The following is a 10,200-nucleotide window of genomic DNA, read 5'->3' as shown; positions in this document are numbered from 1 at the left end:
CGCTGGCTGCTGCGCTGGATCGCGTTTTTGCGTGCCTGGATGCGGGCGATGGAATGGCCATCCTTTAGCCACGTGCCGCTGTCACAGACGGCACGGGGCGCTTGAAGGGGATTTTTCAGGGACAACTTTTTAATCAAGAGATGCAGCGAAATAAGGACGCACTAGCTTGCAGCGCATTACAAGCCTTGGACGGAAGCTCGAGCCTGCAAGCCAAAACGCTTGCCGCCTTAAGAACCAAACCCCGCGCGATACGCCTGCACTGCAGCAACCGGATCCGGTGCCGCGTACACGCCACTGACTACGGCAATCAAATCGGCACCCGCAGTCACCAGCGCAGGCACCTGCGCGGGCGCAATGCCACCGATCGCCACGCGCGGCAGGTGCAGTTCGGCGGCCCGCTGCAGTAACGCAGGCGTGGCACGCCGTGTCGTCTGTTTGGTGGTGGTCGGGAAAAACGCACCGAAGGCCACATAGCTGGCGCCCGCTGCGGCTGCCGCGCGCGCGTGCTCGATCTCGTCGTAGCACGACACCCCGATGATGGCCTGCTCGCCCAGCAGCGCGCGTGCCGCCGCTACATCACCATCGTCTTCGCCCAGATGCACGCCTTGCGCACCGACCTGCGCCGCCAACTGCGCATCGTCGTTGATGATCAATGGCACACCGTGTGCCGCGCACAATTCGTGCAAGGCGCTGGCCTGACGCAGCCGCAGCGCCGCGTCCGCTTGCTTGTTGCGGTATTGCAGCCAGGTGATCGACGCCAGCAATGGCGCCGTGCGCAGGAGCAAGCGCTGCGTGTTGGGCTCGTCCGGGGTGATCAGGTACACACCGCGAACGTTAAGACGGTTGGGCATGTCAGCGCTTCCGAAAGCGGTGGATGGGATGGGACAATGTAGCCCCACCGTTGCATGACCGCGATTATCCGATGAGCGAGACATCCACGACCACCTACCGCACCTGGATGTGCGTCGTCTGCGGGTTTCTCTACCACGAGGCCGACGGCATCCCCGAAGAAGGCATTGCCCCGGGCACCCGCTGGCAGGACGTGCCCGACACCTGGACCTGCCCCGATTGCGGCGTGACCAAGGAAGACTTCGAGATGGTGGAGGTCGACTGAGCTGCCGTTGGAGGGGCGTCATCAGACACTGACCACTGCAATGCCACTGCTGGAATGAGTCCGGCTGCAACAATTGGCACTACGGTGGCGGCGTCGAGTGGGAACCGGATTGGGGGCATACTAATGCCTGCTTTCCTGAGAACCAAAGAACAGCGCCCCGCTAGGGCAGCTTGGCGGTGGCGAGCGGTTGCTTACGCCCGATCAATGCGCCCGTGAGCGCTGGCTGTTCAAGTCCACCAGGTGCTCGTGCAAATTAGCCGCGTCCTGCGCGCCCGGGTTGAGTACCAGGTAGCGCGAGAGATCGTGGCGTGCGCCGTTGCGGTGGCCCAGATGCAGATAGGCCATGCCGCGGTCGCGCAGGGCCTCGGGTTGGTCGGGCACCAGCTTCAGGATGCGGTCGGCGCTGCGGGCAGCGCGGTCCCAGTGCTCGGCATCGGCATAGACGCCGTGCAGGTTGCGCAGGATGCGGATCAAGATCGCGCGGTGCGGTGCGGGGTCGAGAATCTGTGCCAGCGCGCGGTCGTCGGGGATTTCGCCGCCCAGATGCGGGCGGGCACGTTCGCGCAGCTCATCCACGCCCAGCGGACGGCCGCCGTTGAACGGGTCCATCACCAGCACGCCGTCATCTACCGGCAGACGCACCAGGAAATGGCCGGGAAACGACACCCCCGCCAACGGGATGCCCAGCCGGCGGGCGACTTCGATTTGCACCATTGCCAGCGAAATCGGATTGCCCAGCCGGCGCTCGAACACCTGGTTGAGGTAGCTGTTGCGCGGGTCGTAGTACTGGTCGTGATTGCCCGAGTAGCCCAACTCGTCGAACAGGTAGCGATTGACCGCCGCCATCTTCAGCGGCCACACATCAATCGCGTCAACCTCACGGCGCAGATGCTCGACGTGGCTCTGCACCAGCGTGTCGTAGAGCTCGGCATTCAGCTGCGGATACTCGTCGCGCGCGATCAGCAGCGCGGTGGACATTAACGGCACCGCATCGTCGTCCAGGTTGGCGAGCGCGGTCCAATGGGGAAGTGGGAGCATGTCGACCATGCTGCAAGAGTGTCGGCAAGCGGCGCAGGGTTCAAGTCCGGTACTTCCTGACAGTGACGCGTGCCGCGCGTGCCGCGTGACGGCGGAATGTTGAGCGCTCCGTCAACGGGCGCGGTTACTGGTTCGGCAGGTATCGCGCCGGTATTGTCGGGAGGCATGCCAAGCGCTCGCCGGATGTCCAATGACCTGGATGCAGCGTTTATTTCAGCGTCGGGATGTCCGGGCTGAAGGTCAGCGTCGCACCGTCCCTCAGGCCGAGTTTGGCGGCCTGGCCGGCGTTGAGCTCCAGCACATAGCGCGCCGGCTGCTTGCTGGGGTAGGGCGGGCAGGCGTCGCCGGCCGAACACGGCGGCACATCGCGCTGCTGCGAGACAAGCCGGCGCTGCTCATTGAAGTACAGGATATCCAGCGCGATCTTGGTGTTCTTCATCCAGTACGCCAGCGGCTCCTGGCGGTCGTGGATGAACAGCATGCCGCGGTCTTCGTCCATGGCATCGCGGAACATCAGGCCCTTGGCGCGATCAGCGTTGTTCTGCGCCAGCTCTACCTTGTAGCGCGTGCCCGCGAGTTCCACCCAGCTGCCGCCGCTACTGGCGCAGCCGCCGAGCAGGATCAAGAACGCAAGGGCAAGAGAACGACAACACATAAGGCATACCAGCGGGCGGGGATGCCGCACCATCTGGCAAGCGGCCACGTGCGTCAAGCTGCTGCGGTGCGTTGTTAGGGCATTGCGAACGCGATGGGTCCGGCCCGCATCGCTTCGCAATGCGGGCCTAAATTGCGCGTACGCGTGCAAGCGCGCGATGTTCAGATCACCCGCGGCGGTTCACCGCCGATGATCACCACATCGGCCGGGCGCCGCGCGAACAGACCCACGCACACCACGCCAGGAATCTGGTTCAAGCTGCGCTCCAGCGCCACCGGGTCGGTGATCTGCAGGTTGTGCACGTCCAGCACCACATTGCCGTTGTCGGTCACCACGCCATCGCGCCACACCGGCTGACCACCGGTGAGCGCCAGGATCTGCCGGGCCACCAGGCTGCGTGCCATCGGAATCACTTCCACCGGCAGCGGGAACTTGCCCAGCACCGGCACCTGCTTGCTCGGGTCGACGATGCAGATGAAGCGCTCGCTGGCCTCGGCGATGATCTTCTCGCGTGTCAGCGCGGCGCCGCCGCCCTTGATCAGGCAGCGATTCGGGTCGCACTCGTCGGCACCGTCCACATACAGCGACAGATTGCCGGTGTGGTTGAGGTCCAGCACCTCGATGCCGTGCTGGCGCAGGCGCGCGGTGCTTTGTTCGGAGCTGGACACTGCACCCTTGATGCGATGGCCGATGCGGCCCAGCGCGTCGATGAAGTAGGCCACCGTCGAGCCGGTGCCCACTCCGACGATCATGCCGTCGTCCACGTAATCGATCGCTTTCTCGGCGGCCAGGCGTTTTGCTTCGGACATTGTTGAGGCTCGGGATTGGGGGATCGGGAATTGCAAGAGCGGCTGGGCTGAGTCGGGATATGCAAATCTCACATCCCGACTCCCTTTCCCGGCTATTCCATCGCCAGCAACAGCTTCCACTGCGCGGCAGTCACCGGCAGGATCGACAGGCGGTTGCCGCGCGCGATCAGCGGGAAGCCTTCGCCCAGTGCATCGGCCTGTTGCTTGATTTCATCCAGCGAAATCGTGCGTGTGAGTTTGCGCTCGAATGCCACGTCCACCAGCATCCAGCGCGGATCTTCGCAGCTGGACTTGGGGTCGTGGTAATCGGATTTCGGGTCGAACTGGGTGTCATCCGGATACGCCGCGCTGGCCACCTTGGCGATACCGACGATGCCAGGCACCTTGCAGTTGGAATGGTAGAAAAACACGCTATCGCCAACGTGCATGCCATCGCGCATGAAGTTGCGCGCCTGGTAGTTGCGCACACCGTTCCACGGTTCGGTGCCGACGCGTTCCAGATCATCGATGGAGAACGTGTCCGGCTCGGACTTCATCAACCAGTAGCGTTTGCGGGCAGTCATTCGGAAACGGCGTCGTCTTTCAGGAAGGTGGCGTGTTCGGTGCAGATAGCGTCGACCGCCACATCCCACGTTTCGGTGGGCAGGGCGGGCACCTGCTGCGCAGCGAAGCCGACGCCGACCAGCCAGGGCGGCGGCGCCTGGCGATGCCGGAACGCGAAGCTGCGATCATACCAGCCGCCTCCCATTCCCAGCCGGCGGCACGCTGCATCGAAACCGGTCAGCGGCGTGACCACCAGCGCCATCTCCTCCGGTGCCAGCGTGTCGGCGCGGTCCACCTCCGGCTCGGGAATGCCGTAGCGATTGCTCACCAGCGGCTGGCCCGGTCGCCACGGCGCAAAGCGCAGCACGCGGCCATCCAGCACCGGCAGGCAGTAGCGCACTTCGCTCGGTAGGGTCAGTTGCCAGCGATGCAGCGCAATTTCGCCATCCATCGCCCAGTACCCCGCCACTGCGCCGCTGCACGGTGCGAACGGCAGCGCCAGCAAACGCTCCGCCAACGCATCGGCTGCGGCCAAGCGTTGCGTTGCCGGCAGGCTGCGTCGGTGTGCGCGTAATAGCTGACGCAACGCATCTCGGTCCTCGGTCATCGGTGTCTCGCGGCACAATCGGTGCTGCATTGTCGATGGCGCACGTGCATGTGCCTAGCGGCGCGTGCAGTGCTGCCCTGGAGACACAACTTCCAGTTGCATGCGCTGCTTGCAAACACACGGCGCTTGCACCACCGCCCATGCGGGGCTGTAAAGCGTGGCGAGAGCACAGCGCAGTGCACACTGCCGTCGCGCACGCGCGTTGGAGCCGCGCCAGCACAGAGGGCATGCAAACAACACGTCTGCATCGCCGACGCAGTCATCGCCATCGCAGCCGCCCAAATTTCGGACACACAAAAAGAAACGACGCCCGAAGGCGCCGTTTCAGATTTGCATTCTCCGCCATGACGATGCGGGCGAAACGACCTTGAACCCGGGGTTCAAGTGGGGACGTTGTGAGGCCATCGGGCTTCCCGCTAAAAGGCGGACTTGCACACCCAGCTTCGTCGCGCTCCCGCGGTCGTAATTAAGGGACAAGGCGAATGTTTTGCACGCTGTCGTTTACAGCAGAGAACGCAGGCGAATTATAGACCTCTGCGCCGCGATGGCTAGCCCATTCGTCGGCCGACGGGATTGAGGATTCATATTTGCGATGGCAGCGCGAATTCCACTTAGCGCGGCGTGTCGGCAACGCTGTCGAGCCGGCGATTCAAGGTGTCCAGCGTATTCGCCAATTCGCGGTCGTAGAGCGCCTGCTGTTCGCGCAGTTGCTGCAACTCATGCGCCAGATTGAGCGCAGCCAGCACGGCCACACGGTCCACCGCCGCCATGCGATTGCTGCCGCGGATCTCGCGCATGCGTAAATCCAGCAGACGCGCCGCGGCGGTTAGACTTTCGCGTTCGTCCGCAGTCACGCCCACCGTGTATTCACGATCCAGAATACGCACGCTGACCGGTTCGTTGTTGCTCACGTGTGCTGCTCCAGTGACTTCAAGCGGGCGATCATCGCTTCCACACGCGCGCGCGCCTGCTCGTTCTTGGTCAACAGTTGCGAACGCTCGCCGATCAACTGCTCTTGTTGATGACGCAGGCTGCGGTTCTCGTCGGTGAGCCGTTGGGTACGCTCCACCAAGGCCTCTACGCGGGCAGCGAGGGCGCGGATCTGAGCGAGGGCGGCAGCGTTGTCCATGCGCTCACGATAGGGGCGCGTGCGCGCGGCGGTCAAGCGTCCTCGTATGCCCTGGCCGTTAGCGTGAGCCCAAGCGTTGCAAGGCTCCGGGCAGAATCTAGACAGGCCAGCCTCATACGCGTGGAACGCTGCATGGAACGCAGACTGCGGCCCATGCGGGTTGCCTTGATACACTGGGAAGTCATGTCGCCGGCCCTGCGTCGGCACCTTATCGCTTTTCAGCCTGGATGACCCGATGGATCTGCCCGACGTAACCGCTGTGCAAAACGAAAGCCGTCAGCTGGCGCTGGCGTCCTCTGCGGCGGAGTTGCATGGCGGGCTGTGCGGGTGGCTCTCCGGCGGCGGTGCCGACAGCGTCGACTGGCTGGCACGCATTCTGGCCGACACCGGCCAGGGCGCACCCAAGCAGGGCGGGGCGCTGGATCAGCTGCGGCAGGCCACCGTGGCGCAACTGGAAGACCGCGATTTCGCCTTCGAGCTACTGCTTGTCGAAGACGGCGCCCCGTTGCCGGCGCGTACAGATGCCTTGTTCGACTGGTGCCGCGCCTTCCTGGGTGGATTTGGTCTGGCTGCGCAGCAGCGCCCGGCACTGAGCGAAGAAGGCGAGGAAGCGTTGCAGGACCTGGCGCGTCTGGCGCAGGCGTCCAGCGACGACTTCGACGCGGCCGATGAAGACGACACTGCACTGGCCGAGATCGAAGAATTCGTGCGCGTGGCAGTGCTGTTGCTGCATGGCGACTGCGTGATGGGGCCGCGTTTCCGGCAACGTCTGAACTGATCGGCCCGCCATGAAGAAGCTCACCGGGATCGGCACGGCCGAATACGCGCGCCGGCGCAAGCAGCTGATGCAGATGGCTGGCGAGCAGGCGATTCTGATTCTGCCGGCCGCGCCCGAGCGCGTGCGCAGTCACGACACGCACTATCCGTACCGGCAGGATTCGGATTTCTGGTATCTGAGCGGGTTTCCGGAGCCGGAAGCAGTACTGGTGCTGGTGCCCGGCCGCAAGCATGGCGAAGCGATTTTGTTCTGTCGCGAGCGCGACGCCGAGCGCGAAGCCTGGGATGGCCCGCGCGAAGGTCAGGAAGGCGCGGTGGAGCGCTACGGCATGGACGACGCGTACCCCATCGACGATGTCGACGAGATCTTGCATGGCCTGTTGGAAGGGCGTAGCCGCGTGTACTACCACTTCGGGCGCAATGTCGATTTCGATCTCAAGTTGATCGGCTGGCTCAAGCGGGTGCGCGAGCAGGTGCGCCATGGTGCGCAGCCGCCGCATGAATTTTTAGAGCTGGGCCATTTGCTGCACGAGCAGCGCCTGTTCAAGTCGCGCGACGAAATCGCGCTGATGCAGCAGGCCGCAGATATCAGTGTGCGTGCGCATCGCGCAGCAATGCGGCTGGCGCGGCCGGGTGTGCATGAGTACGAATTGCAGGCCGAGGTCGAGCGCGAATTCCGCGCTGCCGATGCGTGGCCTGCGTACGGCAGCATCGTCGGTACTGGCAGCAATGCCTGTGTACTGCATTACCGCGCCAACAACGCGCGCAGCCGCGATGGCGAGTTGGTGCTGATCGATGCCGGTGCCGAATACCGCGGCTATGCGGCCGATATCACCCGCACCTTTCCGATCAACGGGCGTTTCACGCCGGCGCAGCGTGCGTTGCACGATCTGGTCGGTGCTGCGCAGGCGGCCGCGCTCGCGCAGGCGCGTCCCGGCGTGGCCTACGAAGCCGGGCATCTGGCGGCAGTGGAAACCTTGACTGAAGGGCTGCTGCAACTGGGTCTGCTCAAGGGCAAGCTGGAGCGCAACATCGTTGATGGGCAGTACAAGCGCTTTTATCGACACAAGACCGGCCATTGGTTGGGCCTGGATGTGCACGATGTGGGCGACTACCGGCTGGGCGGCGACTCGCGCCTGCTCGAACCCGGCATGGTGTTCACCATCGAACCGGGCCTGTACGTGTCTGCCGACGACACCTCGGTAGAGGCCAAGTGGCGCGGCATCGGCATTCGCACTGAAGACAATGTGCTGATCACGGCCGACGGGCACCGCGTGCTCACCGATGCGTTGGCGCGCAGTGCCGACGAGATTGAAAAAGAGATGGCCGATCGCGACGCAGCGCGCGCGTAGCGCTGCAAGACCAACTTAGAGCGGGCGTGACGCAAATTTGTGCAACGCGCTGCAAGCACGCCTGCGCCGCCGGTGTTGCGCCGAATGCGGGCGCTTTCCCCAGCGGATGGCGTCGTCGCTTAAGCCGCGCTCTGTCGCTCAAGCTATTTTCTGCCTGGCGCATCGTCGAGATGACGCGCCAGGCCACTTGTTGTAAGCCGTTCTATTAACTGAGCTGCTGCGTCTGCGTGCGTTCTGGCTGCTGCACTGGCTCGCTCGGCCCGGCGAGTTGCCGCGCGCGCTCGAACGACTGTTCTTCCGGTGTGGCGAGCGCTTGTTCGGTTTTCATGTGCGCGCGCAGATGTGCCGGGTTGGCCGGGTCGCCTTGCACGACGAATACGTTTTCGCCGCCGTGCACGCCGCGATTGTTCGCTTCGCTCATCAGCACGTGATCAACGCGCGACAGCCCGCCTTCCTTGGCCAGCGGCAACAAGGCTGCGGTGAGGCGGGCGCTGGTTTGGTCGGGCGTGCGGCCATGCGCCGCATCGATCGCATGCACGCCGCGTTCGATCTGCTGATACATCGGGTGGTCTGGGTGCGAGGTCTGGCGTGGATCGTTCATGGCAATGTTCCGTGTGTGGTGGTGCTGAAACGTCGCGGTGCGTTACCGGGTGATGGAAGGCGCGGCTGCTCCCAGTGTAGGCGCGCTGCATGTCGATGCCGGGTTTAACCGTTCCGGCCAGGCACTGGGCGCCATGAAGTTTTCAGGCGCGATTGCTACTCATGCGGCGGCGAAGACCGGGCGGGTCAGATTTTCAGCGCTGCCGTCAGTGCACACCACCTCGTCTTCGATGCGGATGCCGCCGTAGGGCCTGAATTCTTGCACGCGCTGCCAGTTGACGCTGGCGGCGTGGCCGTTCTTCTTCACTTCGTCCAGCAACATGTCGATGAAGTACACGCCGGGCTCGATCGTGACCACCATGCCGGGCTCCAGCATGCGGGTCAGGCGCAGATACGGGTGGCCGGCCGGGCGCTCGATGCGGCCGCCGCGGTCGCTGGCGGAAAAACCGGCTACATCGTGCACCTGCAGGCCGATCAAGTGACCAAGGCCGTGCGGGAAGAACGCAGCGCTGACGCCGGTGACCACTGCGGCTTCCGGCGAGACGGTGAGAACGCCGAATTCCTTGAGGATGCCCATCAATGCCAGATGCGCATCAATGTGCAACTGCTTGTAGTCCACGCCGGCACGCACGTTCTGGCCCATGCGCAATTGCGCAGCATCCACCGCAGTGATCAATGCCTGAAAGTCGCTGCCGGGGTCGGCGGCATAGGTGCGGGTGATGTCGCTGGCGTAGCCGTATGCCGAGGCGCCGGCGTCGATTAGGAAGCTGCGCAGCGGTTGCGGCGGCTGTTGGCCCAGTTCGGTGTAGTGCAGCACTGCGCCGTGTTCGTTGAGCGCAATGATGTTGCCGTACGGCAACTCATTGGCGTCCTGGCCCACCGCCGCGCAATACGCCAGATGGATACCGAATTCGCTCTGGCCGGCACGGAATGCGGCTTCCGCTGCACGATGGCCGCGCACCGCCAGTTGCTGGGCAATGCGCAGCAATGCCAGCTCGTACGGGGTCTTGAACGCGCGCTGGTATTCCAGGTAATCGAGCACCGGCTGCGGGTTGTTCGGCACGTATGCACCGAGCGTGCTTTGTGCCTCGCCAAGAATCGCGCAGCGCTCGGGCTGTTTGGGCAGCAGTGCCAACGCTTCGTCCGGCGTGCGGATGATGGGGATGTCGCAGTGTTCCACCCACCAGCCGCTGGGGGCATCGGGCACCACGTGCCAGTAGTCGAACGGCTGATAGAAGATCACCGTCGGGCGCTTGCCCGGCGTGTAGACCAGCCAACTGTTGGGCACCCGTGTCAGCGGCACCCAGGCCTTGAATTGCGGGTTGACCGCGTAGGGGTAATCGCGGTCGTCGAACAGTTGGTAATGCGTGCTGCCGCTGGGAACCACCAGATGCTCGAAGCCGCCGCGCTGCAGCGCTTCGTCGGCGCGCGCGGTGAGCGTGCGCAGGTGGTCGGAGTACAGGCTGCTCAAGGAGGGATGGGTCATGCGGGGCTCGATCGGCAATGCAAAGGCAATGCGCAATTTTGCCGCAATCCGTGCAACGGCGCTGTGTCTTGAAGTGGCCGACAAAACGTA

At 64.1% G+C, this 10,200-nt stretch carries 13 protein-coding genes and 1 other RNA gene; 3 read left to right on the top strand and 11 right to left on the bottom strand.

Annotation, left to right across the window (positions count from 1 at the left end):
* Positions 1–227 precede the first annotated feature (227 nt).
* Positions 228–851, bottom strand: a complete 624-nt coding sequence (gene thiE, locus NX05_RS09470; protein ID WP_039433347.1) for a thiamine phosphate synthase — start codon at positions 849–851, stop codon at positions 228–230.
* Between the two features lie 23 nt (positions 852–874).
* Here thiE and NX05_RS09465 point away from each other — a divergent pair, with 23 nt between their 5' ends.
* Positions 875–1,114, top strand: a complete 240-nt coding sequence (locus NX05_RS09465) for a rubredoxin (RefSeq protein ID WP_039433349.1) — start codon at positions 875–877, stop codon at positions 1,112–1,114.
* 201 nt (positions 1,115–1,315) lie between these two features.
* Here the strand turns inward: NX05_RS09465 and NX05_RS09460 are convergent, their stop codons facing one another.
* From NX05_RS09460 to NX05_RS09430, 8 genes are all read right to left on the bottom strand, one after another.
* A complete protein-coding gene (locus NX05_RS09460) occupies positions 1,316–2,161 on the bottom strand; it encodes a SirB1 family protein (protein WP_039433351.1) in 846 nt (281 codons plus the stop codon).
* A gap of 199 nt (positions 2,162–2,360) precedes the next feature.
* The gene (locus NX05_RS09455; RefSeq protein WP_039433353.1) at positions 2,361–2,807 is read right to left on the bottom strand and encodes a DUF192 domain-containing protein; all 447 of its coding nucleotides are present in this window, start codon (positions 2,805–2,807) and stop codon (positions 2,361–2,363) included.
* A 161-nt stretch (positions 2,808–2,968) separates the two neighbouring features.
* Positions 2,969–3,616, bottom strand: a complete 648-nt coding sequence (gene rpiA, locus NX05_RS09450) for a ribose-5-phosphate isomerase RpiA (RefSeq protein WP_039433355.1) — start codon at positions 3,614–3,616, stop codon at positions 2,969–2,971.
* A 92-nt stretch (positions 3,617–3,708) separates the two neighbouring features.
* The gene (locus tag NX05_RS09445) at positions 3,709–4,179 is read right to left on the bottom strand and encodes an EVE domain-containing protein (RefSeq protein ID WP_039433357.1); all 471 of its coding nucleotides are present in this window, start codon (positions 4,177–4,179) and stop codon (positions 3,709–3,711) included.
* On the bottom strand, positions 4,176–4,766 hold the full coding sequence (locus NX05_RS09440; RefSeq protein WP_039433359.1) for a 5-formyltetrahydrofolate cyclo-ligase: 591 nt from the start codon (positions 4,764–4,766) through the stop codon (positions 4,176–4,178). Before NX05_RS09440 ends, NX05_RS09445 begins: the two co-directional genes overlap by 4 nt.
* A gap of 332 nt (positions 4,767–5,098) precedes the next feature.
* Positions 5,099–5,282: non-coding RNA, 6S RNA (gene ssrS / locus NX05_RS22245), on the bottom strand.
* A gap of 95 nt (positions 5,283–5,377) precedes the next feature.
* Entirely contained in the window at positions 5,378–5,677 is a 300-nt protein-coding gene (locus NX05_RS09435; RefSeq protein ID WP_003486119.1) for a cell division protein ZapA, read from the bottom strand.
* The gene (locus NX05_RS09430; RefSeq protein ID WP_039433385.1) at positions 5,674–5,895 is read right to left on the bottom strand and encodes a TIGR02449 family protein; all 222 of its coding nucleotides are present in this window, start codon (positions 5,893–5,895) and stop codon (positions 5,674–5,676) included. The genes NX05_RS09435 and NX05_RS09430 overlap by 4 nt, the downstream gene beginning before the upstream one ends.
* Before the next feature lie 235 nt (positions 5,896–6,130).
* Between NX05_RS09430 and NX05_RS09425 the strand changes: the two genes are divergently transcribed.
* Both NX05_RS09425 and NX05_RS09420 read left to right on the top strand, forming a co-directional pair.
* Positions 6,131–6,673, top strand: a complete 543-nt coding sequence (locus tag NX05_RS09425) for a YecA/YgfB family protein (protein WP_010364486.1) — start codon at positions 6,131–6,133, stop codon at positions 6,671–6,673.
* A 10-nt stretch (positions 6,674–6,683) separates the two neighbouring features.
* A complete protein-coding gene (locus NX05_RS09420) occupies positions 6,684–8,024 on the top strand; it encodes an aminopeptidase P N-terminal domain-containing protein (RefSeq protein ID WP_010364488.1) in 1,341 nt (446 codons plus the stop codon).
* A 205-nt stretch (positions 8,025–8,229) separates the two neighbouring features.
* Here the strand turns inward: NX05_RS09420 and NX05_RS09415 are convergent, their stop codons facing one another.
* Positions 8,230–8,625: an XVIPCD domain-containing protein gene (locus tag NX05_RS09415; protein WP_010364490.1), complete on the bottom strand. Its 396-nt coding sequence runs from the start codon at positions 8,623–8,625 to the stop codon at positions 8,230–8,232.
* Positions 8,626–8,784: 159 nt separating this feature from the next.
* Positions 8,785–10,110, bottom strand: a complete 1,326-nt coding sequence (gene pepQ / locus NX05_RS09410) for a Xaa-Pro dipeptidase (RefSeq protein WP_039433387.1) — start codon at positions 10,108–10,110, stop codon at positions 8,785–8,787.
* Positions 10,111–10,200: the final 90 nt, after the last annotated feature.

Source organism: Xanthomonas vasicola, from assembly GCF_000772705.2.
In the GTDB taxonomy this organism is placed as follows: Bacteria; Pseudomonadota; Gammaproteobacteria; order Xanthomonadales; family Xanthomonadaceae; genus Xanthomonas; species Xanthomonas vasicola.
Note: the sequence above shows the minus strand (reverse complement) of the source record. Positions and strands in the feature narration are given on the sequence as shown.

What these genes read in the sequence shown, in the direction of transcription:
- thiE (WP_039433347.1), bottom strand. Translation starts at nt 851, where the DNA reads ATGCCCAACCGTCTTAACGTTCGCGGTGTGTACCTGATCACCCCGGAC.
- NX05_RS09465 (WP_039433349.1), top strand. Translation starts at nt 875, where the DNA reads ATGGGATGGGACAATGTAGCCCCACCGTTGCATGACCGCGATTATCCG.
- NX05_RS09460 (WP_039433351.1), bottom strand. Translation starts at nt 2,161, where the DNA reads ATGGTCGACATGCTCCCACTTCCCCATTGGACCGCGCTCGCCAACCTG.
- NX05_RS09455 (WP_039433353.1), bottom strand. Translation starts at nt 2,807, where the DNA reads ATGTGTTGTCGTTCTCTTGCCCTTGCGTTCTTGATCCTGCTCGGCGGC.
- rpiA (WP_039433355.1), bottom strand. Translation starts at nt 3,616, where the DNA reads ATGTCCGAAGCAAAACGCCTGGCCGCCGAGAAAGCGATCGATTACGTG.
- NX05_RS09445 (WP_039433357.1), bottom strand. Translation starts at nt 4,179, where the DNA reads ATGACTGCCCGCAAACGCTACTGGTTGATGAAGTCCGAGCCGGACACG.
- NX05_RS09440 (WP_039433359.1), bottom strand. Translation starts at nt 4,766, where the DNA reads ATGACCGAGGACCGAGATGCGTTGCGTCAGCTATTACGCGCACACCGA.
- NX05_RS09430 (WP_039433385.1), bottom strand. Translation starts at nt 5,895, where the DNA reads ATGGACAACGCTGCCGCCCTCGCTCAGATCCGCGCCCTCGCTGCCCGC.
- NX05_RS09425 (WP_010364486.1), top strand. Translation starts at nt 6,131, where the DNA reads ATGGATCTGCCCGACGTAACCGCTGTGCAAAACGAAAGCCGTCAGCTG.
- NX05_RS09420 (WP_010364488.1), top strand. Translation starts at nt 6,684, where the DNA reads ATGAAGAAGCTCACCGGGATCGGCACGGCCGAATACGCGCGCCGGCGC.
- NX05_RS09415 (WP_010364490.1), bottom strand. Translation starts at nt 8,625, where the DNA reads ATGAACGATCCACGCCAGACCTCGCACCCAGACCACCCGATGTATCAG.
- pepQ (WP_039433387.1), bottom strand. Translation starts at nt 10,110, where the DNA reads ATGACCCATCCCTCCTTGAGCAGCCTGTACTCCGACCACCTGCGCACG.